This is a genomic window from Brevundimonas sediminis, assembly GCF_048799765.1.
In the GTDB taxonomy this organism is placed as follows: Bacteria; Pseudomonadota; Alphaproteobacteria; order Caulobacterales; family Caulobacteraceae; genus Brevundimonas.
This window is the reverse complement of record NZ_JBLYQK010000009.1, coordinates 60789-87657: the sequence shown is the minus strand read 5'-3', so window position 1 is coordinate 87657 and position 26869 is coordinate 60789. Positions and strand designations below refer to the sequence as shown.

Below are 26869 nucleotides of genomic sequence, written 5' to 3'. Positions count from 1 at the left end.
ACTATCAGCCCTTCTGCTCTTCGGCGCCCGGCAGAACCGGCTCCGAGATCGTCGCAGGGATCGGCAGCGGCTTCTCCTTCAGACCCACCAGCGGCAGGATCACCAGGAAGAAGGCGAAATAGTACAGCGTCGCGAGACGGGTGAGCCACAGGTAGCTGTTCAGCTTGCCGTCAAACAGGGTGAAGCTCGGCATGCCCGGGATGACCGCGGCGTCCGGCAGCTGGGCGCCGCACCAGCCGAGCAGCAGTCCGACCACCACGAAGATGATGAAGAACACCCGCATCGTCGGACGGTAGCGCATCGAGCGCACCTTCGAACGGTCCAGCCAGGGCAGGATGAACAGCACGCCGATGGCGCCGAACATCGCCAGCACGCCACCGAACTTGTCGGGGACAGCGCGCAGGATCGCGTAGAAGGGCAGCATGTACCATTCGGGCACGATGTGCGCCGGGGTCTGCAGCGGGTTGGCCGGGATGTAGTTGTCGGCGTGACCCAGGGCGTTCGGCATGAAGAAGACGAACAGCGCGAACAGCATCAGGAACAGGATGATGGCGAAGCCGTCCTTGACCGTGAAGTACGGGTGGAACGGAACCATGTCCTTCTTCGCCCGGTCCTTCGGGATCAGGATGCCGACCGGGTTGTTCTGACCGGCGTGGTGCAGGGCCCACAGATGGAGAACCACGCAGCCCGCGATCACGAACGGCAGCAGGTAGTGCAGCGAGAAGAAGCGGTTCAGCGTCGCGTTGTCGATCGCCGGGCCGCCGCGCAGCCAGATCAGGATCGGCTCGCCGATGCCGGGGATCGCCCCGATCAGATTGGTGATCACCTCGGCGCCCCAGTAGGACATCTGGCCCCACGGCAGGACGTAGCCGAGGAAGGCGGTGGCGATCATCAGGAAGAAGATCACGCAGCCGACGATCCAGATCATTTCCCGCGGCGCCTTGTAGGAGCCGTAATAGAGCCCCCGCAGCATGTGCAGGTAGACCGCGATGAAGAACATCGAGGCCCCGTTGGCGTGGGTGTAACGGATCAGGTCGCCGCCGTTGACGTCGCGCATGATGCGCTCGACCGAGCCGAAGGCCAGGTCAACGTTCGGGACGTAGTGCATGGCCAGCACGATGCCGGTGGCGATCTGGGTCGCCAGGCAGAGGGCCAGGATGCCGCCGAAGGTCCACCAGTAGTTCAGGTTCTTCGGGGTGGGCAGGGACATGTAGTCCGCACCGAAGCGGACGATCGGAAGACGGGTGTCGAGCCATTTCTCGACGGCGGTCTTCGGGACGTAGGTGGATTCGTGATCGCTCATCGTTCTCTCGTACGTCCTCAGCCGATCTTGATGCGGGTGTCGGACACGAACTCGTATTCCGGAACCACCAGGTTCAGCGGCGCCGGGCCCTTACGGATACGACCCGAGGCGTCGTAGTGCGAGCCGTGGCAGGGGCAGAACCAGCCGCCGAAGTCACCGGAGCCGAAGGTCGGGACGCAGCCGAGGTGGGTGCAGTTGCCCAGGACGACCAGATACTGGCCGTGGCCTTCCTTGGTCCGGGCCGTATCCGGCTGGACGGGCTTGCCCTCGTTGGGCTCGGACGCGAGCTTCTGCAGCTCGGCCGGCGAACGGTAGCGGACGAAGACCGGCTTGCCCTGCCACTTGATGACGACCTGCTGGCCTTCCTGGACCTTGGTCATGTCGAATTCGATCGACGCCAGGGCCAGCGTGTCCGCCGCCGGGTTCATCTGGTTGATCAGCGGCCAGACCACCATGGCGCCGGCGCCGACGGCAGCCGCGCCGGCGGCGATGTGGATGAAGTCGCGGCGGGTGGCTTCGCCGCCTTCACTTTCAACGACCGATTCGGCCACGTGTCACTCCTCGTACGCCGGAGCCCACGCCCGAAACGGAGCGCGGTGGACCGGCATGGATGCTTTAGCGGAAACCCGGTGATGCCGCCCCGACCCGATTTTGCGGCGCTTCGACGCAAGTGGCTGACGCTACTTGCGAAACAATCGCAAAACAGACCGCGACAAGCCCCCGGGCCGCGCGTATGAGGGCTCTAGAATGCGTCTCGCCCTTTTTCAACCAGCCATTCCGCAGAACGTAGGCGCCTGCATCAGGCTGAGCGCCTGTTTCGGCGTCGAACTGCACATAATCGAGCCCACCGGTTTCCGTTTCGACGACCGGGCGATGAAACGCGCCGCGCTCGACTACGGCCCGCTCAGCCACATGACACGGCATGCCGGATGGGAGGAATTCCAGCGGGACCGGGGGCCCGGACGGCTGGTTCTGTTCACGACCAGGGGGGCGACGCCTCTGCAGGACTTCGCGTTCGAGGCCGACGATGTGTTGCTGTTCGGCAGCGAACCGACCGGCGCGCCGGATTTTGTGCACGAGGCCGCCGACGCGCGTGTCGTGATCCCGCTCAGACCCGGCGCACGCTCGCTGAACCTGTCGGTGTCGGCGGGAATCGCCCTGTTCGAGGCGCTCCGGACCAGCGACGGCCTGCCGTAGCCTCTATTCCGGAGGGCCGTCATTCCGCAGGACGGCCAGCGAGGGGCGCTCCGCGCGCTTGCCCGCCGCCACGGCCTCGACCGCGCGCATGACCCGAAGCACGTTTTCCCCCGCCAGCTTGCGGATGTCGGCCTCGGTCCAGCCGTTCGCCATCAGGGCGGCGAGGATGCGGGGATAGGCGTCGACGCCTTCGACTCCCTCCGGAAGGGAGTCCACGCCGTCGAAGTCGCCACCCAGACCGACGTGGTCGATGCCGGCCACGTCGCGGACGTGCTGGATGTGGGCCACGACGTCGGCCACGCCGGCGCGCGGAACAGGGTTGGCCGCAGTCCAGGCCGTGAGGCCGTCGGTCACCGCCTGGGGGTTGCCCGGATTGAGCGCCTTCAGGCGCGCATCCTCCGCGGCGCGCGCGGCGCTCCAGGCCCGGACGGTCTCGTTGATGAAGCCCGGCACGAAGGTGACCATCACCACCCCGCCGTTCCCGGGCATGAGCCGCAGGACATTGTCCGGGACGTTGCGGGCGTGGCCGGTTACGGCCCTGGCCGAGGAGTGTGAGAAGATCACCGGCGCTTCCGACACGCGAATGGCGTCCAGCATGGTGTCCTCGGACACGTGGCTGAGATCGACCATCATGCCGAGGCGGTTCATCTCCTTGACCACCTGCTCGCCGAAGGGCGACAGGCCGCCCCATTTCGGCGCGTCCGTGGCGCTGTCGGCCCAGGTCGTGGTCTTCGAATGGGTCAGGGTCATGTAACGCACCCCGGCTTCATGAAACTCGCGCAGCAGGCCGAGCGAGTCGTCGATGGAGTAGCCGCCCTCGATGCCCATCAGGCTGGCGATGCGGCCGCGACGGTGGATGCGGGCGATGTCATCCGCGGTCGTGGCCAGTTCGAAGGCCTCGGGATGGGCGGCGACCATGCGCCGGACCACGTCGATCTGCTCCCACGTCGCGACGGCCGCATCCGGCGGGCTGAGGCTGGCGGGCACATAGACCGACCAGAACTGCCCCCCGACGCCGCCGGCGCGCAGGCGCGGGATGTCGGTATGCAGCCTTGTGGAGGCATCGAGGTCGGTCGCCAGATCGACGGCGTAGGGATCACTGCCATGCCCCTGGCGCAGGGCCCAGGGCAGGTCGTTGTGTCCGTCGATGAGCGGAGTCCGCTCGAGGATCCGCCGCGCCTGGGCCTCACCGGACACTGATTGGGCCATGGCGGGAAGCGCGACGGCGGACAGGGCGGCGGCGGCCAGAAGGGCGGTGCGGAACATCGGCGAACTCTCCGGAAACGGGACCATGACAGTGGCAGAGCGACAGCGCGGGTCAACGGCGACACTTTCGTCATGCGTCGCCACAGCCTAGGAAGCGGCCATGACCGACGCCGCCGATCCCCTCGCCCAGAAGAAGGCCGCCGCCCGCCAGTGGTTCGAGACCCTGCGCGACCGCATCCACGCCGGCTTCGAGGCGCTGGAGGACGCGGCGCCCGCCGATCTGTTCCCCGGCGAGCCCGGCCGCTTCGTCCGCACCCCGTGGGACCGCAAGGAGGGCGGTGGCGGCGTCATGGGCATGATGCATGGCCGCCTGTTCGAAAAGGTCGGCGTCCACGTCTCTACCGTTCACGGGACCTTCCCGGCCGACTATGCGAAGTCGGTGCCCGGCGCGGCGGAGGATCCGCGCTTCTTCGCCACCGGCATCAGCCTGATCTGCCACCCGGTCAGCCCGCGCGTGCCGGCGGTGCATATGAACACCCGCTTCATCGCCACGACGAAAAGCTGGTTCGGCGGCGGCGGCGACCTGACGCCCGTGCTGGACGTGGACCGCCATCAGGATGCGGCGGACACCGTCGCCTTCCACGCCGCGATGAAGGCCGCGTGCGACGCTCACGACCCGAGCTGGCATCCGAAGTTCAAGGCCTGGTGCGACGAGTATTTCTTCCTGCCCCACCGCAACGAACCGCGCGGCACCGGCGGCATCTTCTATGACCACCACGACAGCGGCGACTGGGACCGCGACTTCGCCTTCACCCGCGATGTCGGCAAGGCCTTCCTGGACGTCTATTCGCGGATCGTCTCCGGCCGGATGACCGAGGCCTGGACGGCGGAGGAACGCGAGGAACAGCTGGTCCGGCGGGGCCGCTACGTCGAGTTCAACCTGCTGTACGACCGCGGGACCATGTTCGGCCTGAAGACCGGCGGCAACGTCGGCTCGATCCTCAGCTCCATGCCGCCCGTGGTGAAGTGGCCCTGAGCCTCAGGCCGCCTCGGCCTGTTCCTCGCCCTGCAGGGCGGCGCCGATGGCGTCGAACAGGCTGGCGAGGGTGACCGGCTTGGTCAGGTGACCGTCGGCGCCGGCCTGACGGCCCGCCTCCACGTGTTCAGCCATGGCGTTGGCGGTCAACATGATGACCGGCGTGCGGACCCGCCCCTCGGCGATTTCCAGATCGCGGATGGCGCGGGTGGCGGTCAGGCCGTCCATGACGGGCATCTGCATGTCCATCAGCACCAGGTCGAAGCCGCCTTCGCGGAAGGCGTCCAGCGCCTGCTGACCGTCCTCGACCGCGACCATCTCCATGGCGGTGGCGGCCAGCATGATTTCGACCACCTTGCGGTTGGCGGGGTGATCGTCGGCCAACAGGATGCGCAGGGGCGCCGCGGCGACATCGACCGTGTCGGCCGACGCCCCGGCTTCAACGACGACGGTTTCGACCGGCGTCAGCGGAATCTCGAACCAGAAGGCCGCCCCCTCGCCCGGCGTGCTCTCGCAGTCCAGCACGCCGCCCATCAGGTCGACCAGGGCCGTGGAGATGGCGAGTCCCAGCCCGGTGCCGCCGAAGCGACGGGTGATTGACCCGTCCGCCTGCTGGAAGCGGATGAAGATCCGGCTCTTCTGCTCGGCGTCGAAGCCGACTCCGGTGTCGCTGACGCGGAACCGGACCCGATGATCCCCAAGCGCCTCGACGGCGATCGAAACCGCGCCCTCGGCGGTGAATTTCAGCGCATTGGAGACGAGATTGTTCAGCACCTGACGCAGGCGAACGGCGTCGCCCTCGACCTGCCCGGCCAGGGCGGGATCAAACGCCACGTGAAGGGCGACGCCCTTGTCCTCGGCCTTGACCCGCCACAGGGCGGCGACGTCGCTGACGGCCTGTTCGAGGTTGAAGGCGACCGGCTCGAGAGTCACCTGTCCGGACTCGATCTTGGCGCTGTCCAGGATGTCCGAAAGCAGACGCTCCAGCGTGGCGCCGGAGGAGCGGATCAGCTCGACCATCTCGTGTTCCTGGGCATCCAGATTCCGGCGCGCCAGCGAGTCGGCCATCGACACCACGCCGTTCAGCGGGGTGCGGATCTCGTGGCTCATATTGGCCAGGAATTCCGACTTGGCGCGGTTCGCCTCCTCGGCCCGCCGGCGCGCCTGACGCAGGTGGATCGCCTGCCGCCAGAGCCAGCCGACGGCGCCGACGGCGCAGAGCATGAAGAGGACCGCGATGATGGTGATCGCCAGCTGCAGCCGGGTGTTGGCGCTGGCGGTTTCCAGCTGGTTCCGCCGCTCCACCAGCTGTTCCTGCATATTGCCGGTCACCTGGTGGACACCGGCGCTGAAGGCCTGGGCCGCGCTGGTGCGGTCGGACAGGGTGTAGGCGCGCAGAAGAGCGTAGGCGTCCCCGGTCCGCCCTTCGGCGAACAGAACCTCGGCCTCCACGAAATTGATCTCGGACTGACGGCCCACCTCGCGCTCCAGCGCCCTCAGCCGGGCGAGATCGCGCCGCGCCGCCGCGGTCTGGCCGGTGCGCGCACGGGCGATCGCCCGCAATGGCAGGGCGTCCCGGGCCAGGAAGGCCGCCTCGCCAAGGTCTTCGCCGTAGGGCTCCAGACAGGCGAGCACGGCCGCCGGCGCCTGCCGGAGATTGGCCACGGTGGCGCACAGGCTGGCGTCATAGATCTTCAGCGTCGGCAGATCGGAGCGCAACGCCAGACGATGGTGGGCGGCGAAATAGCGTTCGGCCCGATCCGCCGCCCCGACCGAAACCGCCATCATCGCCAGATTGTAGAGACTGTCGAAGTCCGGACGCGGATAGACCGGGTTGGAGTAGTCGATCTCGAACTTCCGGAAGGCGTCGGCCGCGCCCTGGACGTCGTTCAGGTCCTTCAGCCCCATGCCGGCGACTTCCCAGATCCCCGCCCGGGCGGTGTCCGAGAAGGGGGCGCCCTCCGGGATGTCGGCCTCGGCCCGGGTCAGCAGATGAAGGCCGTCGCCGATCCGGGCATGGTCGATCAACCACAGCGCGGTGAGGCGCGAGGCGTGGGCGCGCACGAACCAGTCCCGGCCGGTCGCGGCCATCTCGCGCATGTCCGAAACGACGGCGGCGTCGCCCTGGTCGTAACGCATGCCGAGGGTGTTGAGCCGGGCGATGTCGATGTAGCGAAGGTCGTTCTGGCGCCGGGCGGCCGCCAGAAGCCGGTCATTCCACACCTGGGCCCGCTCGAACTCGCCCTGGTTCAGGATCGTCCAGGTGACATGGTAGAGCCGGTTGAGCCCCTCGCGATCCTCGCGCGTCATGGCCTCCCGGCCGAACGCCTCGAGCGCCGCGAAACTGGTGGAGGACGCCCGTCGCTCGACGGCGTCGGCCAGTTGAAGCGCCTCGCGAACCCCGGCCGGACGGGTCGGGGTTTCGGCATGCGCCGCCGCTGCGCCGCCCAGACAGGCGATCACGACGGCGACAGAAAACGCGAACCGGGACAGCGACATGTCCCTGACAGTTCGCACAAATTTCTTGAGTAAGGTTTACGGTCGAAAGAACGTCCGTATCCAATCGGAGACAAGCGCGCGGTCGTCCGGCCGCCCGAGGCTCTCCAGGGCCTGGTCGACGAGCGCGCCGTCGATCCGTCCCCGCCGTCCCGCCGTCAGATCGGCCGCATAGGCGGGCGTAAACTCCGGATGACCCTGGAAGCTGATCGCATCCTCGCCCCAGCCGAGTCCGGCGTAGGGTGTGAAATCGCTGCGGAGGAGCACCCGCGCCGCCTCCGGCACGGCGACGACCTGATCCTGATGGGAGGCCGGAATGGCGACATCATCGGCGGCGGGCGTCATCCAGGGCTCGCCGCGGACGACCGCGTACCGATGCAGCCCCACGCCCCAGCCGCGGTCCGACTTCTCGACCCGGCCGCCGAGCGCCTGCGCCAGCGCCTGGTGCCCGAAGCAGACCCCGACCAGGCGCGTGCGCCCCTTCGCCGACCGGATCCAGTCCAGCAGGTCGCCGATCCAGGGCTCGGCCTCATACACGCCGGCGGCCGAGCCGGTGATGATCGCGCCGTCGAAATCCGCGGCCTCCGGCCACGCCCCGGCCTGCACGTCGAAGGCGGTCGTCCGGAAGCCCTCGCCGAGCAGGCCCCCGAACATGGCGGGATAGGTCCCGTGAACGACGGCAAGGGCGGGCGGCGGGGCGCCGGTTTCGAGGATCGCGATAAGGGTCATGAGGCTCTCCGGGGGCCACGGATACAGGGTTTGCGACACGCCGGCGCTGACGCCGCCCGCATGAACGATTTTTAAGCGCAACGGTACAAAGCTGCAGCAAAACTGGTCTAGAGGGCGCGCCATGTCCGACGCCGATCCCGTGGTCCTGCTCAATGTCTATCGCTGCGCGCCCGAGAAGCAGGCCCTGTTGATGGAACACCTGGCGGTGATGGTCGCCGCCCAGCGCGGGGCCGACGGTTTTGTCTCGGCCACCCTGCATCGCGGTCTGAACGGCAAGGTGGCCGCCGTTCACGCCGTCTGGCGCTCGCAGGAAGACTGGAAGGCCATGGCGCGTCTTCCCGAGGTCGCGGCCGCCATGGAGCCGATCATGGCCCTGGCGACCTTCGAGCCGCACCTGTACGAGGCCGGCGAGGTGATCGAGGCCGACTGACGGTCGTCAGGTCGTCCAGACCTCGCCCTTCGCACCGGTATCGCCGAGCGTGTCGGCCACCCAGCCGCAGACCTCGACCGCCGCCGCCTCCGCCCCGGCGGGCGGGTTCAGGATCACCATGGCGCAGCCGTTCATCTTCATCGGATTGGTCAGGGGACGCAGGCGCGCCTCGGCGACCAGCACCCGCTTCGCCCCCGCCTCATCCAGACGCCGCAGGAAGCCGTCGAAGGTCTCCAGATCCTTCAGCGGCGTCCAGATGGCGACCATGGCCCGCGCGTCGCCGCGAACGATCGCCGCCGCGGTGTCCGCCGCCCGGAGATAGTCGTCGGGCCGTTCGAAGGGCGGGTCGATCAGGACGAAGGCGCCGGGGGCCCGGGCGGCCTCGGCGCGCGCCTGGTCGTAGCCGTCCCCGCCTCGCCCCGTCGCCTGCGGGAAAGGCGCCAGCGCCTGCACCAGCAGATCGAGCACCGGCGGATTCAGTTCGAAACCGATGTAACGGTCGTCGCGCCGGAGACGCTGCGCCACCAGCAGGGGCGACCCGGGATAGAGATTGGCGCCGCCGTGGGGGTTCAGCCCAGCCACGGCTCCGGCCAGCGCCTCGATCAGGGGCGGCCGGTCGCCTGAGGCCATCAGCCGGAGAATACCCGCCTCGGCCTCCCTGGACCGCGCGGCGTCGCCGCTGAGATCGTAGACGCCCGCCCCCGCGTGGGTGTCGATGACCGTGACGGGGCCGTCGCCCATGCGGCGATCCAGCAGCCAGAGCACGAGCGCGTGCTTGACCAGATCGGCGAAATTCCCGGCGTGGAAGCTGTGGCGGTAGTTCATGCCCCTGCCCTCCCCCTCCGGGCCCGCCGGGTCAAGAGGAACCGCTTCAGGCAACCCTCGTTGCAGTTCGCCATGAACGACCAGCCCGTCCCTCCCGACACGCCGCGAGCCGGCGCCGAGACCGCAAGGCGCGGGGCGAAGCGGCCCCGGACGCAGCGACAGGACGGCGTGGAGGTCGCGGCGTGACCGATGTCGAGGTTCCGGAGGGGCTGACATGGTGCAGCGACGAGATGGCCGGCCTGACGCGACGTCGCTCGGGCAGCGGCTTCCGCTACCTGGACAGGAGCGGCAAGACCGTGACCGACAAGAGGGTGCTGGACCGCATCCGGGGATTGGCCATTCCGCCCGCCTGGACCGACGTCTGGATCTGTCCTCGCGCCACCGGCCACATCCAGGCGACCGGACGGGATGCGAAGGGACGCAAGCAGTACCGCTACCACCCCGACTGGAGCCGCCACGCCTCGGAAAGCAAGTTCGAGCGCCTGCCCGCCTTCGCCCGCAAACTGCCGAAGCTGCGCGAGCGGGTCGAGGCCGATCTGGCGAAGCGGGGCGTGAGCCGGGACAAGGTTCTGGCCACCGCCGTGCGCCTCCTGGAGATCACCCTGATCCGGGTCGGCAACGCCGAGTACGCGAAGCAGAACCGCTCCTACGGCCTGACCACCCTGCACAAGCGGCATCTGGAGGTGGACGGCGCGGCCCTGGGTTTCGCCTTCCGGGGCAAGAGCGGGGTGGAGCACGAGGTGCGGGTGCGCGACCGACGGCTGGCGACGGTGGTGCGCTCGCTGCGGGAGCTGCCGGGCCAGCACCTGTTCAAATACCGCAGCGCGGACGGCGACCTGTGTCCGATCGGTTCGGACGATGTGAACGCCTACATCCGCGCGGCGATGGGCGAGCAGTTCTCGGCCAAGGACTTCCGGACCTGGGCCGGGACCGTTTCGGCGGCGCGGGCGCTGCGCGAGGCGGACGCCCCGACGTCCGCCACCGACGCGAAGCGAAAGATCACCGTCTGCGTCAAGGCGGTGGCGGGCCTGCTGGGCAATACGCCGACCGTCTGCCGGTCGTCCTACGTCCACCCCAAGGTTTTCAACATGTTCGAGACCGGCGAACTGCGCGCCCTGCCCGGCCCGGACGCCAAGGGGTTCGAGACCGCCCTGATCCGGTCCCTGACCTGACGGCGATGTAACTTGTCCCTCGCGCAGAACGACGGTTTACGACCCGCCCGTTAATCGTCGGAGGGACCCGAACCATGTCCAGTATCTTTTTGCGTATGAGTGTTCTGTTCGTCTTGCTGGGCGTCGGCCTGGGCTACTGGATGGGCATGACGCACAACTTCATCGTCTCGCCCGTCCACGCGCACATCAACCTGCTCGGCTGGGTGTCGATGTTCCTGTACGGTCTGTTCTACCGCGCCTTCCCGGAGGCCGCCGAAGGCCGGCTGCCGAAGGTTCACCTGGCGCTCGCCGGGCTGGGCCTGCCGGTCATGATGATCGGCCTGACCCTCGCCGTGTTCGAGGTCGCCGGCCTGATGCCGATCGCCCAGATCCTGCTCATCCTCGGCCCGACGCTGGTCGTGCTGGGCATGATCGTCTGGACGGTGATCGTATTCCGGGCCACCGGCCGCAAGGTCGTTCTGGCGGCCTAGGCCGTCAGCCAGTAACCGCGACTGCGGGCGCTGACCGGCGCCCCGGTCGCGTCCACCCGGGCCATGATCCAGGCCTTGAACGCCTCCGCCGCGTCGTCACCGCGCAGAAGTCGAAGCGACCGGATGATGCGGGTGATCCGCAGATGGTTGTGATCCTCGGCCTTCAGCCAGTGATTGGTGTCGCGATAGAAGGCCGCCATCCGGTCGGTCGCGCCCGCCAGAACGATCTGGGCCATGCTCGAACCCGAGATCGCCGCGGCCTCGTCGGATGACAACACCGGCGCGTCCGGCAGGGCGGCGGAGGGCTCGGTCAGCGGAAACACCCACTGGATGTAGTCGTGGGTCCGTTCGAGCGCGGCGTTGTTGAACGCCAGCACGTCGAAGATCAGCCGCCCCCGGCCGTCGGCCCCCGCCCCTTCAAGGAAGGCGAGGACAGGATGCGCGGTCTCGCTCAGCCCCGCCTCCTCAGGCCGCCTGATCCCAGTTGAGCACCACCTTGCCCGATTGGCCCGAGCGCATCGCCTCGAAGCCTTCGCGGTAGTTCTCGTAGGACATCTGGTGGGTGATGAGCGGCTGGAGGTCCAGACCGGCCTTCAGCAGGCCCAGCATCTTGCGCCAGGTGGTGAACATCTCGCGGCCGTAAACGCCCTTGATGGTCAGGGCCTTGAGGATGATCTGGCCCCAGTCGGTCTCCATCGGCTTTGACGGAATGCCCAGCATGGCCATGCCGCCGCCCATGATCAGGGTGTCGACGCACTGCTTGAAGGCGATCGGCGAGCCCGACATTTCCAGCGCCACGTCGAAGCCGACCTTCAGGCCCAGCTCGTGCATGACGTCGCGCAGGTCTTCCTTGCTGGTGTTCACCGTGCGCACGCCCGGGGCGACCTTCTGGGCCAGCTCGAGGCGGAAATCGTTGATGTCTGTCAGGACGACGGTGCGGGCGCCCGCGTGACGGGCGACAGCGGCGGCCATCATGCCGATGGGGCCGGCGCCGGTGACGATGACGTCCTCGCCCAGCAGGTCGAACTGCTGCGCGGTGTGCACGGCGTTGCCGAAGGGGTCGAGGATCGAGCCGATCTCGTAGGGCACGTCGTCCGGCAGCTCGATCACGTTGAAGGCCGGGGCCACCACGTACTCGGCGAAGGCGCCCTGACGGTTCACGCCGATGCCGCGGGTGTCCGGGTCCAGATGGAAGTGACCGGCGCGGGCCGCTTCGGAGTTCAGGTCGATGACATGGCCCTCGGCCGACACGCGCTGGCCGACCTTGAGGCGGCGATCCACATCCTTGCCGATGGCGACGATCTCGCCCGCGAACTCGTGGCCGGTGATCATCGGGACCGGCACGTTCTTCTGCGACCACTCATCCCAGTTCCAGATGTGGATGTCGGTGCCGCAGACGGCGGTGCGCTTGACCTTGATCAGCACATCCTCGTCGCCCGGCGACGGGATCGGCGCGTCGATCAGCTCGAGGCCGACCTCGGGTTTCGTCTTGGCCAGGGCCTTCATGGTGTCGGTCATCAGATCACTCCCAGTTCCTTGCCGGCCGTCGTGAACGCCGCGACCGCTTGATCAATCTGTTCGAAGGTGTGCGCCGCCGACATCTGGGTGCGGATGCGGGCCTGTCCGCGCGGCACCACCGGGAAGCTGAAGCCGATGACGTAGACGCCCAGCTCCAGCAGACGGGCGGCCATGTCCTGCGCCAGCCTGGCGTCGCCCAGCATGACCGGGATGATCGGGTGCTCGCCCGGCTGCAGGGTGAAGCCCGCCTCGGTCATGGCCTTGCGGTAGCGGGCGGCGTTGGCGAACAGCTGTTCGCGCAGCGTGTCGCCCTCTTCACCCGCGGCGATGCGGATGGCCTCCAGCGACGACCCGCAGACGGCGGGGCTGAGGGCGTTGGAGAAGAGGTAGGGCCGTGCGCGCTGTTTCAGCAGGGCCACGACGTTGGACTTCGCGCAGATAAAGCCGCCCATGGCGCCGCCCAACGCCTTGCCGAAGGTGCCGGTGACGAAGTCGACCTCGACGTCGTTCCATGCGAAGGAGCCGCGCCCCCGCGGGCCGAGGAAGCCGGTCGCGTGGCAGTCGTCGACCATGATCAGGGCGTTGTACCGGTCGGCCAGCGCCCGGATGTCCTTCAGTTTGGCGATGTAGCCGTCCATCGAGAAGGCGCCGTCGGTGGCGATGATGATCTCCTTGGCGCCGTCAGCCCGGGCCTGCTTCAGCTGGGCCTCGAGGTCGTCCATGTCCGAGGTGGCGAAGCGGTAGCGCTTGGCCTTGCACAGACGGACGCCGTCGATGATCGAGGCGTGGTTCAGGCTGTCGGAGATGATGGCGTCGTCGGCGCCGAACAGGGGCTCGAAGATGCCGCCGTTGGCGTCGAAGGCGGCGGCGAACAGGATGGTGTCCTCAAAGCCGAGGTAGTCGGCGATGGCGCGCTCCAGTTCCTTGTGGATTTCCAGCGTGCCGCAGATGAAGCGAACCGAGGCCGTGCCCGCGCCCCATTTTTCCTGGGCCCGGATGCCCGCCTGGGTCACCCGCTCGTCGCCGGCGAGGCCGAGGTAGTTGTTGGCGCAGAAATTGAGCACGTCGCGCCCGCCGACCTTGATCACCGGCCCCTGCCGGGAGGCGATCACGCGCTCGGGCTTGGTCAGCCCCTGGGCTTCGATGTCGGCGAGTTCCGCGGAGACGCGGTCATAGAAGGTCGCTGTCATGCGCGCTCCGCTACGCCGAATCCGCGCACTATTGAACCCCCTAAACGGCGGGCTCCGGCGCGGGCGTGCCCTCGGGGACCAGGGTACGGATCGGACTGACCCGCACACGACCGCCACAGGGGGCGAACGCGAGTTCCAGCGAGGCCGCCGAGGTGTCGCCCGGCGCCGTGACCCGGATCCGGGTCACGTTCGGGCAACTGGTCTGGCCCTGGGCCTCGTTCGGCACGACGTTCCACGCCAGCTCAAAGGCCGCCTTCGCCTGCGGGGCCAGGGTGACCGGAGCCGGCGCCTGGCCGGCGGTGAAATAGCTGCCCGGGCTCTGCTCGCTGCGGATGGCGGTCAGATTGCGCCCCTGACGATCCTGAAGCACCACGCCCGGATAGCCGGTCAGGCTGCACGCCGCGCTGCCGATGTTCTGGATGCCGATATTGGCCACGCGGTTTCCGGCCCCGGCGTCGCCCCCTTCGTTGGACAGCTTCAGCTGCGGGCCCCGGCACGGCGCGGCGGCGGGCAGGACGCCGCCCGGCGCCGGCGTCGGCGTCGGAACCGGGCCGGGCGCGACCGGACCGGCGGACGGACGGCTGCACCGCTCCAGCACCGCCGCGCCGACCTCCTCATTGGGCCCGAGACGGCTGAGGATGGCGCTTTCGACGCCGTCGCGCGTCGCCGTCCACCACTCGATGCCGGAGCCGACGTACCGGGCCCCGGACGCCGCCTGCACGGTCCGCAGCACATAGGTCTGGCCCTTGTAGGCCAGCTGGGCGGTGGCGGTGTCGGGATAGGCCACGGTGACCGGCTGGCCGCTCTCGCACGCATAGCTGACGGGCGGGGCGGAGGGCGCCGTCGGGGCGGGCGCCTCGGCCATGGGCGTCGGCGGCGACTCCGCCTCCTGCGTGCACCCCGAGAGCACGAGGGCCAGAATGGAGACGGCGGAGCAGGCGGCGGTCAGACGCATGAGGTTCCCTTTCCCGGTCGCACGGTTAACGCCAACGAACGGCAAAGGCTCCGCTTGCGCAAGACGGCGCGCGTCAGACCTGGTCCAGGATCGCCGGCCCGCCCATGGCGGGGTCCGAGATCGAGTCGGCCCCGGTCTCGAGGCGGCCCGCCACCCGCCTCGACCAGCCGTCGAGCTCCGGACAGCGGATCGACAGGTCGTACCAGCCCCCACTGTCGGCGACCGGCCAGACCCACGCGACCCGCCCCCCCGGCCGTGCGCGCAGGATCCGGGTCGCCGCCCCGGCCTGATAGGCGTTGGCGTCGAGATGCAGCGTGAGCGGTCGATCCGTCGGGTTCGCCACGATCAGCTCGAGCCCCGACCGGCGGGGATGCGCCCGCAGGGTCAGAACGGGCTCCGGTCGCCGGGCGTCCCCGATCAGGTGGCGATGGAAACCGTTCGGCCCCAGGACCCAGAGATCGTAGGCGCCGGGGTCCCACAGGCCGGAGAGACTGTCCCCCGCCCCGACGGTATAGCGGCGGGGCGCGCGGTCCAGACGCAGGCGATCATAGACATGGAAGACGGCGCCGGCCGCGCCGTCGTTGCGGAAGCGCAGCCCCCGGGCGTCGGCTCCGCCCTGCTCCTCCACGTCCAGCGCGTACGGAAGGGCGCGGGAGGGGCGGTGACCGGCCGCCTGCACAGGCGTTCCGGGCTCGGACGGCGTCGTCGGCGCGGTGCGTCCCGGCAGGGCGGCGGCGCGCGCGGCGCCGGTCCCGGTCTCCGGCAGACCTGTCGGGAAGGGCGCATTGGGCGTCCGGAAATCGAACGCGCTGGTCAGATCGCCGCAGACCGCGCGGCGCCAGGGCGAGATGTTCGGCTCCATGACCCCGAAGCGGGTTTCCAGGAAGCGGATCACCGAGGTGTGGTCGAAGACCTGCGAGTTGACCCAGCCGCCCCGGCTCCACGGCGAAAGGACATACATCGGCACCCGCGGACCCAGGCCGTAGGGGCGGCCCATAAGCTCCGGCCGTTCGGTCCGGGCCTCGCTGGGCGTGGTCTCGAGGTGATGCTCGCCGGCGGTGCTGACGGTGGAGCCGCCCAGGTTCTCGAGCGGTTCGCGGCCGGCGCGCGACGGCGGCGCCGGCGGCGGCATGTGATCAAAGAAGCCGTCGTTCTCGTCGAAGGTGAGGAACAGGACGGTCCGCGCCCAGACGGCGGGATCCGCGGTCAGGGCGTCGATGACGCGGGCGGTGTAGTCCGCGCCCTGGGCCGGGCTGGACGGGCTCGGGTGCTCCGAGTCCGCGGCCGGAGCGACGATCCAGGACACCCGGGGCAGGGTCCCGGACAGGACATCCTCCCGCAGGCCGTCCAGGTGACGGGTGCTGAGCCCGCGCGCGGCCAGTTCCGGATCGGAGCCCGGCGCGCCCGCGTGGCTGTCGCGGAAGGTCTGGAACCCCGCCACCGGATTGTCGGTGAAGTTGTCCGCCATGTCCTGGTAGATGCGCCAGCTGACGCCTGCCGCCTGCAGGCGCTCGGGATAGGTCGACCAGCGGTAGCCGTCGGGGTGGCCGCCGTCCTCGACGAGCCTGTCGTGGGAGTTGGAGATCGAGGGCCCGCCCTTGAGCCCCGAGGGATCATTGGTCCCGCTCCACAGGAACAGCCGGTTCGAGTTGGTGCCGGTCTGGATCGAGCAGTGATAGGCGTCGCAGAGGGTGAAGGCGTCCGCGAGGGCGTACTGCCAGGGGATGTCCTCCTCACGGTAGTAGCCCATGGAATGCTCGGTCTTGGCGACGGGCCAGGCGGACATCCGCCCCTCGTCCCATGCGGCCTGGGCGTCGGGCCAGCTGTGCGGCGTGCCCTCCACCCGCATGAGCCTGAAATCGGTCGTGGTGTTCAGGGCGAAGGGAGACACCAGCGGCGGCCGTCCGGCGTCGTTCGGACGGGGGTTGGCCTGCACCCAGCAGGTTCGCCCCTTGCGCAGGTCGGTGTCGGCCAGCGGGATCGGAAAGCGGTCGCCGAAACCCCGAACGCCGCGGAAGGCCCCGAAATAGTGATCAAACGAACGGTTCTCCTGCATCAGGATGACCACATGATCGACGTCGGCGATGGTGCCCGACCGGACGTCGGCCGGAATGCTCATGGCGCGGGCGATGGCGGGCAGCATCAGCCCTCCCGCGCCGGCGGCGGCCAGAAGGCGACGACGATTCAGGTCCATGACCGGCTCCGGGAGAAAAGGCTGCGGGCAGCCCCCTCTCCAAGCACGGCCGTGCGAACCCGGCGTGACAGTCAGCTCAGGTCGTCAGCACACGCGGCAGCTTGAAGGTCACGGTCTCGCGGGCGCCGTCGTCCTCGACCACATCCGCGTCGAAGCGGTCACGGACAGCCTGGACCAGGTCCTCGATCAGGCGCTCCGGCGCCGAGGCCCCGGCGGTGATGCCGAGGGTCGAAACTCCGTCCAGCCAGCTCCAGTCCACGTGGCTGGCGTCATCCACCAGCCGGGCGTCCCGGGCTCCGGCCTTTATCGCCACCTCGACCAGCCTGACCGAGTTGGACGAATTTCTCGACCCGACCACCAGCACGAGGTCGCAGCCCTCGCCCAGCCGCTTCACCGCTTCCTGTCGGTTGGTGGTGGCGTAGCAGATGTCTTCCTTGTGCGGATCGGGCAGCTCGGGGAAGCGGCGCTTGAGCGCGGCCAGGATCTCGGCGGTGTCGTCCACGGACAGGGTGGTCTGGGTGGCATAGGCCAGGGGAGCGTCGCCGGGACGTTCGAACGCCTCGGCGTCGTCGACCGTCTCGACCAGGCTGATCGCGCCGGCCGGAAGCTGGCCCATGGTGCCGACGACCTCGGGGTGGCCCGCGTGGCCGATCAGGATGATGTGGCGCCCGGCGGCGTGGTGGCGCTCGGCCTCGACATGGACCTTGGACACCAGCGGGCAGGTGGCGTCGAGATACAGCATCTCCCGCGACCGGGCGGCTTCAGGCACGGACTTGGGCACCCCGTGGGCGGAAAAGACCACCGGCCGGTCATCCGGGCAGTCGTCCAGTTCCTTGACGAAGACCGCGCCCATCTCGCGCAGCCGCTCAACCACATGCCGGTTGTGCACGATCTCGTGCCGCACATAGACCGGCGCGCCGTACTTCTCGATGGCGCGTTCGACGATCTGGATGGCGCGATCCACGCCCGCGCAGAAGCCTCGCGGCGTGGCCAGGCGGACGGTCAGGGGACGCTTTTCGGCCGGTCGGATCGGCTGGTGCACGGTCATGGGCGGGAACCTAGTCGCTCGGGCCGCGCGCCGCCACCGCCGTTTCCGTGATCGACGGGTTTGCCGCGCCTCTGTTTAGCCGCTATCAGCGGCAAGCGTGCGAACGGCGTCGGGCTGTCGCCGCCTCCTCTTGATCTGGAAGAGCATTTGATGCGTCGCGTCCTGAAGGTTTCCCTCGCCTCGGCTCTTGTCGCCGCCACCCTGTCGAGCGTCGCGCCCGTCGCGGTCGCCCAGTCGTCGCGACCGGGCGGCGCCCAGCAGGACCGTCCGGAGGCCGGAGAACAGCGCACCGGCGCCCGCCGCGCCCGCATCGCCCCCCTGCGTCGCCGCACCGCTGCGGGCCCCTGCCCCTATGTGAAGATTCTCTATGACGCCGCCCGCTATGTCGAAATGACGGGCGATCGGGTCGCCGCGGCCAATGTCGGCTACACCGGCGAGATCGAGGGTCTGGTCTCGGACTGCGCCTATGAGGGCGACTCCCCGATCACCGTCGAGACCCGCGTCCTGTTCAACCTGGGGCGTGGCCCCCAGGCCGACGGCCAGGGCCGCACCTATCGGTACTGGATCGCCGTGACCGAGCGGAACGCCGCCGTGCTGGACAAGGTCTATTTCGACCTGCCCGTCAGCTTCGAGGCCGGGGCCAACACCACGACCGTGACCCAGGACAACACCATCGTGATTCCGCGCGCCGCGGCCACGACCAGCGGCGACCATTTCGAGATCCTGGTCGGCTTCGACATCACGCCCGAGATGGCCGAGTTCAACCGCTCGGGCAGCCGGTTCCGCATCACGGCCGGCACCTCCGAACCGACCGAAGCCCCGGCCCAGTAAATGACCGATCTCAAGACGGAACTGGGCGAAGCGGTCGGGGCCGCCTTCGCCGCCGAAGGCGTGGACGCGGCCCTTGCGCGCGTCACCCCCTCCGACCGGCCCGATCTGGCTGATTTCCAGTCGAACGGCGCCCTTGCCGCCGCCAAGGCGCTGAAGGCCAATCCGCGCGAGCTGGCCGCCAAGGTCGCGGCGCGACTGGAAGGCGACCCGCGTCTGGCTTCGATCGAGATCGCCGGCCCCGGCTTCATCAATCTGAAGATCGCCGACGCCGCGCTGGCGAAGCGCGCCGAAGGCGTCGCCGCCGACGCCGAACGTGCGGGCGCCGCCGTCGTGGCCGAGCCGCGCAAGGTGGTGATCGACTACGGCGGTCCCAACGTGGCCAAGCCGATGCATGTCGGTCACCTGCGCAGCGCCATCATCGGCGAGAGCCTGAAACGCCTGTTCCGCTTCCGCGGCGATGAGGTCACCGGCGACGCCCACTTCGGCGACTGGGGCTTCCAGATGGGCCTGCTGATCACCGCCTGCGGTGATGAAGGCCTGGCGGACGCCTTCATGGCCGAGGGCGACGGTCCCTTCCCGGCCGAGAGTCCCGTAACCCTCGCCGATCTGGATCGGCTGTATCCGCTCGCCGCCGGCAAGGCCAAGGAAGACCCCGCCTTCCGCGACCGCGCGCGCAAGGCGACGGCGGAGCTGCAGAACGGCCGCCCCGGCTATCGCGCCCTGTGGCGGCATTTCGTGGCCGTCAGCCGCGAGGCGCTGAAGCGCGAGTACGGCGACCTGTCGGTCGATTTCGATCTGTGGAACGGCGAGAGCGACGCCGATCCGCTGATGCCCGAGATGCTGGAGCATCTGAAGGCGACCGGCCTGCTGGTCCCCGACGACGGCGCCCAGGTGGTGCACGTCGCCCGCCCCGGCGAGACTCGGAAAAAGAAGCTGGCCGACGGCTCGGTGATCGAGGCCCCCTCGCCTCCGCCCCTGCTGGTGATCAGCTCGGAAGGGTCGGCCATGTACGGCACGACCGACCTGGCGACGATCCTCGACCGCAAGAAGGCCATCGGCCCGGACCTGGCCCTGTATGTCGTCGACGAGCGTCAGGCCGAGCATTTCGAACAGGTGTTCCGGGCCGCCTATCTGGCCGGCTACGCCGCCGAGAAGTCGCTGGAGCACCTGGGCTTCGGCACCATGAACGGTCAGGACGGCAAGCCCTTCAAGACCCGCGCGGGCGGCGTCCTGAAACTGCGCGACCTGATTGATCAGGCGACCGAGAAGGCGCGCGAGCGTCTGAAGGAAGCGAAACTGGGCGACGACCTGTCGCCGGATGAATTCGAGGCCATCGCGCACAAGGTGGCCATCGCGGCCCTGAAATTCTCGGACCTGTCGAACGCGCGGACCACCAGCTACGTGTTCGACCTCGACCGCTTCATGAGCTTTGAAGGCAAGACCGGTCCCTATCTGCTCTATCAGGCCGTCCGAATCCGCTCGCTGCTGCGCAAGGCGGCGGACCAGGGCCTGGCGCCCGGTGCCATCATCATCGGCGAACCGGCGGAGCGTGATCTGGCCCTGACGCTGGACGCCTTCTCTCAGGCGACGGTCGAGGCCTATGACAAGCGGATGCCGCACGTCGTGGCCGAGCACGCCTACCGGCTGGCCCAGTCGTTCTCGAAATTCTACGCGGCCTGTCCGGTGCTGATCGCGCCGGACGAGGCGACCAAGGCCTCGCGTCTGGCGCTGTCGAAAGCGGCGCTGGACCAGCTGGTGATCGCCCTGAACCTGCTGGGAATCGACACGCCGGAGCGGATGTAGGCTAAGCTTCTCCGGCAAGGAGAAGCCCATGTCGCTCGACGCCTACATCGCCGGCCTGCCCAAGGCCGAACTGCACCTGCACATCGAGGGCTCGCTGGAGCCCGAACTGATGTTCGAGCTGGCGCAGCGCAACGGCGTCTCGATCCCGTTCGACAGCGTCGAGGCCGTTCGCGCGGCCTATGACTTCTCGAACCTGCAGGACTTCCTCGACATCTATTACGCCGGGGCCAACGTCCTGCTGACGCGGCAGGATTTCGAGGATCTCGCCTTCGCCTATTTCCGGCGGGCGGCCGCCGACAATGTGCGCCACGCCGAGATTTTCTTCGATCCCCAGACCCACACCGACCGGGGCGTCGAGTTCGGCGTCGTGGTCGAGGGCCTGATCGCGGGCATGGACCTGGCGAAGGCGGAGCTGGGCGTCACCTCCGGCCTGATCCTGTCTTTCCTGCGTCACCTGACGGAGGAGGAAGCCTTCGCCACCCTGGAGATGGCCAGGCCCTATCTGCATCACTTCATCGGGGTCGGGCTGGACTCGTCCGAGGTCGGGCATCCGCCGTCCAAATTCCAGCGTGTCTTCGCCGCCGCCCGCGGGCTGGGCCTGAAGCTGTGCGCCCACGCCGGCGAGGAAGGCCCGCCCGCCTATGTGCATGAGGCGCTGGACCTGCTGCACATCGACCGGATGGACCACGGCAACCGCTCGATGGAGGACGAGAGCCTGATCCAGCGTCTGGCGAAGGAGCAGATGACCCTGACCGTCTGCCCCCTGTCGAACCTCAAGCTCTGCGTGGTGAAGGACCTGAAGGACCACCCGGTCCCGGAGATGCTGCGCCGGGGCCTGCACGTCACCCTGAACTCGGACGACCCGGCCTATTTCGGCGGCTATGTGAACGCCAACTACGCCCGGCTGGCCGAGGCGGTCGGCCTGACCCGCGAGCAGGTGACGCAGATGGCCATCAACAGCTTCGAGGGCAGCTTCCTGGATGAGGGCGAGAAGGCCGAACGGATCGCCGAAGTGAAGGCCTACGCGGCGGCGTGAACCCCTGACAGCTTTGCCGTTCATCACGAGTTCAGATAACATTGGCCATGTGTTCGATACCGGACACACCGGGGAATGCGCGGCCGGAAGGCCGCATCCATGAGGGGACTTCCATGATCAAACGCCTTTCGGCGCTGGCGCTCGCCGCAGCGCTGACCGCCACCGCCGCGCCTGCCTTCGCGCAGGACGCCAGCCTGACCGCCAACTTCGGCGAGATCCGCCTGTCGGCGGGCTTCACGCCGGATCCCTATCGCGTGCAGCTCACGGCCGGCGGCAGCATCGACGGCTCGCGCCTGCCGGGCTCCTGCGTCGGCAACATCAGCGCCGCGCCGGACTTCGAGGTGACCTATTCGGCCGGCAGCCTGCCGCTCGTCTTCCGCACCGTGTCCAGCTCGGACACGACCCTGATCATCAACGGCCCCGACGGCCGCTGGTACTGCGATGACGACAGCTTCGGCGACGGCGACGCCCAGGTCCGCTTCAACCGCCCGCAAAGCGGCACCTACGACATCTGGGTCGGCACCTTCGGCGGCGGCACCGCCTCGGCGACCCTGCTGATCACCGAAACGCCGTAAGCCGGCGATCCGGTCTGGAACGAAAGCCTCCGGCCTCGCGGTCGGGGGCTTTTTTCGTATCGCCGGAAACAGCGGCCCTGCTTGACTTCGCGGCGGAGTCGGGGCCTAGGTCCGCTCGCTCTCGCGGGAGAGATCGGAGCCCCTGAAAAGGCCCCGGAGCCGAAGGCGCAACCGCCCCGGAAACGCTCAGGCAAAAGGACCGCGAAGGCGCACGGACGCTGGAAAGCCGCCGAGAGGCGCGCCGACGGAGCAAGGTGGCCGACGCCGCCGGAATCTCTCAGGCTTCAGGACAGCGGGGGCGCGAGGACGGCGGAGCTTTCCGCTTCAACACGCGACCGCGAGAGTCTGGACCATGAGCGACCAAGCCCTGAAGACCACCCCCCTGAACGCCGCGCATCGTGCCCTTGGAGCGCGCATGGTCGGCTTCGGCGGCTATGACATGCCGGTCCAGTATGAGGGCGTCCTGGCGGAGCACCGCTGGACCCGTGAGCACGCCGGCCTGTTCGACGTCTCCCACATGGGCCAGTGCAAGATCACCGGCGAGGACGCCATCGCCCAGTTCGAGCGCTTCGTGCCCGGCGACTATGCGATCCTGAAGGCCGGCAAGCAGAAGTATTCCCTGCTGCTGAACGAGACCGGCGGCATCATCGACGACCTGATGGCCGGCAAGCCGGACCACGACGGCCTGTTCGTCGTCGTCAACGCCGGCAACAAGGACGAGGACTTCGCCTTCTGGGAGGCCAATCTCCAGGGCGACGCCAAGCTGACCGTGCTGGACCGCGCCCTGATCGCCATCCAGGGCCCCGAGGCCGCCGAGGTGATGACCGCCCATGACCCGCTGTTCGGCGACTTCGGCTTCATGGACTGCGCCCGGGTGATGATCTTCGGCGTGGACTGCTACGTCTCGCGCTCGGGCTACACGGGCGAAGACGGCTACGAGATTTCGGTTCCGGCCGCCGACGCCGAGCGCATCTGGACCCTGCTGCTGGAAGACGCCCGCGTGAAGCCGATCGGCCTGGGCGCCCGCGACAGCCTGCGTCTGGAAGCCGGCCTGCCGCTGCACGGCCACGACATCGACCCGACCACCAGCCCGGTGGAAGGCGCGCTTACGTTTGCCCTGTCGAAGTCGCGCAAGGAGCGCGCCGACTTCGCCGGCGCCGAGCGCGTCCTGAAGGAGCTGGCCGAGGGCCCGAGCCGGGTCCGCGTGGGCCTGAGCGTCAAGGAAGGCGCCCCGGCCCGCGAAGGCGCCGAGATCGCCGACGCCGACGGGAACGTCATCGGCAAGGTCACCTCGGGCGGCCCGTCGCCGACCCTGGGGCGCAACATCGCCATGGGCTACGTGCCCCCGGCCTTCGCTGAACTGGGCACGGACCTGAAGGTCATCGTCCGGGGCAAGGCCGCCGCCGCCGAAGTCATCGCCATGCCGTTCGTGGCGCAACGCTACTACCGCAAACCGAAAGCCTGATTTGGGGCCTGAGAGGGATCAGTCATGAAATTCACCAAGGATCACGAGTGGGTCAGCCTGGACGGTGACATCGCCACCGTCGGCATCTCCAAGCACGCCGCCGACGCCCTGGGCGACGTGGTGTTCGTCGAGACCCCGGAAGCCGGCAAGACCGTCAGCCAGGGCGACAGCTTCGCCGTCGTCGAGTCGGTCAAGGCCGCCTCGGACGTTTACGCCCCGGTGTCGGGCGAAGTCGTCGAGGGCAACGCCGCCCTCGCCTCGGCGCCGGAAACCGTCAACGCCGACCCGGAAGGCGAAGGCTGGTTCGCGAAGATCCGCATCTCGGACGCCTCGCAGCTGGACGCCCTGATGGACCAGGCCGCCTACGACGCCTTCCTCGCCACCCTCTAGGACCCATCGGACCCGTCGGCGCATGTCGGCGGGTCTTCGGCCTTTCATGGCCCAGGACACGACCATGCGTTACCTCCCCCTGACGCCCGACGATCGCTCCGCCATGCTGGCGGCGATCGGCGCAAAATCCGTCGACGACCTGTTCGTCGATGTGCCGCAGCCGGCCCGGCGCGACGGTTTCGTCGACCTGCCGCGTGTCGCGGGCGAACTGGAGGTCGAGCGCGCGCTCGGCGCCATGGCGGCGAAGAACGCCGCGGCCGGATCGGTGCCCTTCTTCTGCGGCGCGGGCGCCTACAAACACCACGTCCCGGCCACCGTCGACCACATCATCCAGCGGTCGGAATTCCTGACCAGCTACACCCCCTACCAGCCGGAAATCGCCCAGGGCACGCTGCAGTACCTGTACGAGTTCCAGACCCAGGTCGCGAACCTGACCGGCATGCCGGTGGCCAACGCCTCGCTCTATGACGGCTCGACCGCCATGGCCGAGGGCGTGCTGATGGCGACCCGCGTGACCCGCCGGAACAAGGCGGTCATCTCGGGCGGCGTTCACCCCCACTACGTCCGCGCCACCGAGACCGTGGTCCACGCCGTCGGCGTCGAGACCCAGGCCCTGCCCGCCGCCGTCGATGCCGAGGCCGCCGTGATCGACCAGATCGGCCCGGACACCGCCTGCGTCGTCGTCCAGACCCCGAACGTCTTCGGCACCGCCACGGACGTGACGAAGATCGCCGAGGCCGCCCACGCCGCCGGCGCCCTGCTGATCGTCGTGGTGACGGAAGCCGTGTCGATGGGCCTGCTGAAGTCGCCCGGCGAGATGGGCGCCGACATCGTCGCGGCCGAGGGCCAGTCGATCGGCAACGCCCTGAATTTCGGCGGCCCCTACGTCGGCCTGTTCGCCACGCGCGAGAAGCTGATCCGCCAGATGCCCGGCCGCCTGACCGGCGAGACCGTGGACGCCGACGGCGAGCGTGGCTTCGTCCTGACCCTGTCGACCCGCGAGCAGCACATCCGCCGCGACAAGGCGACGTCGAACATCTGCACCAACTCGGGCCTGTGCACCCTGGCCTTCACCATCCACATGAGCCTGCTGGGCGAGACGGGGCTGCGGAAGCTGGCCCTGCTGAACCACGAGAAGGCGGTGGCGACGCGCGATGCGCTGGCCGCCATCCCCGGCGTCGAGGTCCTGACCCCGCGCTTCTTCAACGAGTTCGCGATCCGGCTGCCGAAGCCGGCCGCCGAGGTGGTCGACACCCTGGCCGGTCATCACATCCTGGCCGGCGTGCCCTACAGCCGACTGGCGCCCGACGCCGGCATGGACGACGTCCTGCTGGTCGCCGCGACCGAGACCACCCTGGATACCGACATCACCCTGCTGGCCAAGGCGCTCGGCAAGGTTCTGGCGGCCTGAGCGGAGACAAGACGATGAGCACCATGAACACCGTCGGCCGCCCGACCACGCCGAACGAAGTCACGACGAAGCCCGCCACCCTGACCGGCGGCCGCGGCCTGCTGCAGAACGAACCGCTGATCTTCGAGGGCGAAGGCTGGGGCAAGACCGGCGTCGACCTGCCGGAGCCCAGGGGTTCGGCCTCTGATCTGGGCGATCTGGTTCGCAAGGACCCGATCGGCCTGCCGGGCCTGTCGGAGCCGGAAGCCATGCGCCACTATGTGCGCCTGTCGCAGAAGAACCACGCCATCGACCTGGCCATCTATCCGCTGGGCTCGTGCACGATGAAGCACAACCCGCGCCTGAACGAGAAGATGGCCCGCCTGCCGGGCTTCTCGGACATCCACCCCCTGCAGCCCATGTCGACCGTTCAGGGCGCGCTGGAGCTGATGGACACCCTGGCCCACTGGCTGAAGACCCTGACCGGCATGCCCGCCGTCGCCCTGTCGCCCAAGGCCGGCGCCCACGGCGAGCTGTGCGGCCTGATGGCCATCCGCGCCGCGCACGAGGCCTCGGGCCAGCATGAGAAGCGCCGCAAGGTGCTGGTGCCGACCTCGGCCCACGGCACCAACCCGGCCACCGCCGCCTTCGTCGGCTATTCGGTCGTGGAAGTGGCCCAGACCGAAGACGGCCGCGTGGACGTGGCCGACCTGGCCGCCAAGCTGGGCGACGACGTCGCCGCCATCATGGTGACCAACCCCAACACCTGCGGCCTGTTCGAGCGCGACATCCTCGAGATCAGCCGCCTGACGCATGAGGCGGGGGCCTACTTCTACTGCGACGGCGCCAACTTCAACGCCATCGTCGGCCGGGTGCGCCCGGGCGACCTGGGCGTCGACGCCATGCACATCAACCTGCACAAGACCTTCTCGACGCCGCACGGCGGCGGCGGCCCCGGCGCCGGTCCGGTGGTGCTGTCGGAGGCGCTGGCCGCCTTCGCCCCGGCCCCGTGGGTGGTGCACGACGACAACGGCTATCGTCTGGTCGAGCGTGAGGAAGACGAGGCCGCCCAGGCCTTCGGCCGCCTGTGCGCCTTCCAGGGGCAGATGGGCATGTATGTCCGCGCCCTGTCGTACATGATGAGCCACGGCTCTGATGGGCTTCGCCAAGTAGCTGAGGACGCTGTCCTGAACGCCAACTACATCAAGGCCCGCCTGTCGGACCTGATGAGCCCGGCCTTCCCGGACGGCCCCTGCATGCACGAGGCCCTGTTCGACGACGAATGGCTGAAGGGCACGGACATCACCACGCTCGACTTCGCCAAGGCGATGATCGACGAGGGCTTCCACCCGATGACCATGTATTTCCCGCTGGTCGTCCACGGGGCCATGCTGATCGAGCCGACGGAAACCGAGTCCAGGGCCGAGCTGGACCGCTTCATCGAGGCCATGCGCCTGCTGGCGGAAGCCGCCAAGGCCGGCGACGTCGACCGCTTCAAGGGCGCGCCCTTCCACGCGCCGCTGCGTCGTCTGGACGAGACCCGCGCCGCCCGTTCGCCTGTGCTGCGCTGGACCGCCCCGGAAGGCTCGAACCAGGCGGCCTGATACCCT

25 protein-coding genes and 1 riboswitch are annotated in these 26869 nt (G+C 68.8%); of the genes, 13 read left to right on the top strand and 12 right to left on the bottom strand.

The genetic code is table 11. From position 1 onward, the window contains the following. Window positions 1-4: 4 nt before the first annotated feature. Complete coding sequence (locus ACLQ7T_RS07485) at window positions 5-1303, bottom strand: cytochrome b (RefSeq protein ID WP_420471371.1); 1299 nt, start codon at window positions 1301-1303, stop codon at window positions 5-7. 17 nt (window positions 1304-1320) lie between these two features. Further along, window positions 1321-1854 (bottom strand): ubiquinol-cytochrome c reductase iron-sulfur subunit, encoded by a 534-nt coding sequence (petA, locus tag ACLQ7T_RS07480; RefSeq protein WP_420471372.1) that lies wholly within the window; start codon window positions 1852-1854, stop codon window positions 1321-1323. A gap of 196 nt (window positions 1855-2050) precedes the next feature. Between petA and ACLQ7T_RS07475 the strand changes: the two genes are divergently transcribed. Then, window positions 2051-2500, top strand: a complete 450-nt coding sequence (locus ACLQ7T_RS07475) for a tRNA (cytidine(34)-2'-O)-methyltransferase (protein WP_420478847.1) — start codon at window positions 2051-2053, stop codon at window positions 2498-2500. A 3-nt stretch (window positions 2501-2503) separates the two neighbouring features. Here the strand turns inward: ACLQ7T_RS07475 and ACLQ7T_RS07470 are convergent, their stop codons facing one another. Further along, window positions 2504-3766: a dipeptidase gene (locus tag ACLQ7T_RS07470; RefSeq protein ID WP_420478846.1), complete on the bottom strand. Its 1263-nt coding sequence runs from the start codon at window positions 3764-3766 to the stop codon at window positions 2504-2506. Between the two features lie 100 nt (window positions 3767-3866). Here ACLQ7T_RS07470 and hemF point away from each other — a divergent pair, with 100 nt between their 5' ends. After that, window positions 3867-4742 carry an oxygen-dependent coproporphyrinogen oxidase gene (gene hemF, locus ACLQ7T_RS07465; RefSeq protein WP_420478845.1) on the top strand — a complete coding sequence of 292 codons (876 nt, stop codon included), beginning with the start codon at window positions 3867-3869 and terminating at the stop codon, window positions 4740-4742. A gap of 3 nt (window positions 4743-4745) precedes the next feature. On the opposite strand, the gene ACLQ7T_RS07460 is transcribed toward hemF, so the two are convergent. Both ACLQ7T_RS07460 and ACLQ7T_RS07455 read right to left on the bottom strand, forming a co-directional pair. Beyond that, entirely contained in the window at window positions 4746-7241 is a 2496-nt protein-coding gene (locus tag ACLQ7T_RS07460; RefSeq protein ID WP_420478844.1) for an ATP-binding protein, read from the bottom strand. A 36-nt stretch (window positions 7242-7277) separates the two neighbouring features. Then, window positions 7278-7967 (bottom strand): glutamine amidotransferase-related protein, encoded by a 690-nt coding sequence (locus tag ACLQ7T_RS07455; protein WP_420478843.1) that lies wholly within the window; start codon window positions 7965-7967, stop codon window positions 7278-7280. A 121-nt stretch (window positions 7968-8088) separates the two neighbouring features. Here ACLQ7T_RS07455 and ACLQ7T_RS07450 point away from each other — a divergent pair, with 121 nt between their 5' ends. After that, window positions 8089-8397 carry an antibiotic biosynthesis monooxygenase family protein gene (locus ACLQ7T_RS07450; RefSeq protein WP_420478842.1) on the top strand — a complete coding sequence of 103 codons (309 nt, stop codon included), beginning with the start codon at window positions 8089-8091 and terminating at the stop codon, window positions 8395-8397. Between the two features lie 6 nt (window positions 8398-8403). On the opposite strand, the gene rlmJ is transcribed toward ACLQ7T_RS07450, so the two are convergent. Continuing rightward, complete coding sequence (rlmJ, locus tag ACLQ7T_RS07445) at window positions 8404-9222, bottom strand: 23S rRNA (adenine(2030)-N(6))-methyltransferase RlmJ (protein WP_420478841.1); 819 nt, start codon at window positions 9220-9222, stop codon at window positions 8404-8406. 182 nt (window positions 9223-9404) lie between these two features. Here rlmJ and ACLQ7T_RS07440 point away from each other — a divergent pair, with 182 nt between their 5' ends. Together ACLQ7T_RS07440 and ACLQ7T_RS07435 are read left to right on the top strand one after the other, a co-directional pair. Continuing rightward, complete coding sequence (locus ACLQ7T_RS07440; protein ID WP_420478840.1) at window positions 9405-10394, top strand: DNA topoisomerase IB; 990 nt, start codon at window positions 9405-9407, stop codon at window positions 10392-10394. 74 nt (window positions 10395-10468) lie between these two features. Continuing rightward, window positions 10469-10864, top strand: a complete 396-nt coding sequence (locus ACLQ7T_RS07435) for a hypothetical protein (protein ID WP_420478839.1) — start codon at window positions 10469-10471, stop codon at window positions 10862-10864. Here the strand turns inward: ACLQ7T_RS07435 and ACLQ7T_RS07430 are convergent. The 6 genes from ACLQ7T_RS07430 to ispH form a co-directional block, all read right to left on the bottom strand. Beyond that, on the bottom strand, window positions 10861-11241 hold the full coding sequence (locus tag ACLQ7T_RS07430; protein ID WP_420478838.1) for an opioid growth factor receptor-related protein: 381 nt from the start codon (window positions 11239-11241) through the stop codon (window positions 10861-10863). The genes ACLQ7T_RS07435 and ACLQ7T_RS07430 overlap by 4 nt on opposite strands. An 88-nt stretch (window positions 11242-11329) precedes the next feature. Continuing rightward, window positions 11330-12382 (bottom strand): L-threonine 3-dehydrogenase, encoded by a 1053-nt coding sequence (gene tdh / locus ACLQ7T_RS07425; protein WP_489671808.1) that lies wholly within the window; start codon window positions 12380-12382, stop codon window positions 11330-11332. Continuing rightward, on the bottom strand, window positions 12382-13572 hold the full coding sequence (locus ACLQ7T_RS07420) for a glycine C-acetyltransferase (protein WP_420478837.1): 1191 nt from the start codon (window positions 13570-13572) through the stop codon (window positions 12382-12384). The genes tdh and ACLQ7T_RS07420 overlap by 1 nt, the downstream gene beginning before the upstream one ends. Window positions 13573-13612: 40 nt before the next feature. After that, on the bottom strand, window positions 13613-14527 hold the full coding sequence (locus ACLQ7T_RS07415) for a DUF4232 domain-containing protein (protein WP_420478836.1): 915 nt from the start codon (window positions 14525-14527) through the stop codon (window positions 13613-13615). Between the two features lie 73 nt (window positions 14528-14600). Then, window positions 14601-16721, bottom strand: coding sequence for a phosphocholine-specific phospholipase C (locus ACLQ7T_RS07410; RefSeq protein ID WP_420478835.1), 2121 nt, complete (start codon window positions 16719-16721; stop codon window positions 14601-14603). A 76-nt stretch (window positions 16722-16797) separates the two neighbouring features. Continuing rightward, window positions 16798-17769: a 4-hydroxy-3-methylbut-2-enyl diphosphate reductase gene (ispH, locus tag ACLQ7T_RS07405; protein WP_420478834.1), complete on the bottom strand. Its 972-nt coding sequence runs from the start codon at window positions 17767-17769 to the stop codon at window positions 16798-16800. A gap of 150 nt (window positions 17770-17919) precedes the next feature. On the opposite strand from ispH, the gene ACLQ7T_RS07400 reads away from it, so the two are divergent. The 8 genes from ACLQ7T_RS07400 (at window position 17920) to gcvPB (ending at window position 26863) form a co-directional block, all read left to right on the top strand. Then, on the top strand, window positions 17920-18600 hold the full coding sequence (locus tag ACLQ7T_RS07400) for a Tat pathway signal sequence domain protein (protein ID WP_420478833.1): 681 nt from the start codon (window positions 17920-17922) through the stop codon (window positions 18598-18600). Then, a complete protein-coding gene (gene argS, locus ACLQ7T_RS07395) occupies window positions 18601-20403 on the top strand; it encodes an arginine--tRNA ligase (protein ID WP_420478832.1) in 1803 nt (600 codons plus the stop codon). It abuts the gene before it with no gap. 28 nt (window positions 20404-20431) lie between these two features. Beyond that, window positions 20432-21439 (top strand): adenosine deaminase, encoded by a 1008-nt coding sequence (locus ACLQ7T_RS07390; RefSeq protein WP_420478831.1) that lies wholly within the window; start codon window positions 20432-20434, stop codon window positions 21437-21439. Between the two features lie 113 nt (window positions 21440-21552). Beyond that, window positions 21553-22014 carry a peptidase S1 gene (locus ACLQ7T_RS07385; RefSeq protein ID WP_420478830.1) on the top strand — a complete coding sequence of 154 codons (462 nt, stop codon included), beginning with the start codon at window positions 21553-21555 and terminating at the stop codon, window positions 22012-22014. A 114-nt stretch (window positions 22015-22128) separates the two neighbouring features. Beyond that, window positions 22129-22226: riboswitch (glycine riboswitch) on the top strand. Between the two features lie 140 nt (window positions 22227-22366). Further along, window positions 22367-23479, top strand: coding sequence for a glycine cleavage system aminomethyltransferase GcvT (gcvT, locus tag ACLQ7T_RS07380; RefSeq protein ID WP_420478829.1), 1113 nt, complete (start codon window positions 22367-22369; stop codon window positions 23477-23479). Window positions 23480-23503: 24 nt separating this feature from the next. After that, the gene (gene gcvH, locus ACLQ7T_RS07375) at window positions 23504-23869 is read left to right on the top strand and encodes a glycine cleavage system protein GcvH (protein ID WP_420478828.1); all 366 of its coding nucleotides are present in this window, start codon (window positions 23504-23506) and stop codon (window positions 23867-23869) included. 64 nt (window positions 23870-23933) lie between these two features. Beyond that, window positions 23934-25280, top strand: coding sequence for an aminomethyl-transferring glycine dehydrogenase subunit GcvPA (gene gcvPA / locus ACLQ7T_RS07370; protein ID WP_420478827.1), 1347 nt, complete (start codon window positions 23934-23936; stop codon window positions 25278-25280). A gap of 14 nt (window positions 25281-25294) precedes the next feature. Then, window positions 25295-26863 (top strand): aminomethyl-transferring glycine dehydrogenase subunit GcvPB, encoded by a 1569-nt coding sequence (gene gcvPB / locus ACLQ7T_RS07365; protein ID WP_420478826.1) that lies wholly within the window; start codon window positions 25295-25297, stop codon window positions 26861-26863. Window positions 26864-26869: the final 6 nt, after the last annotated feature.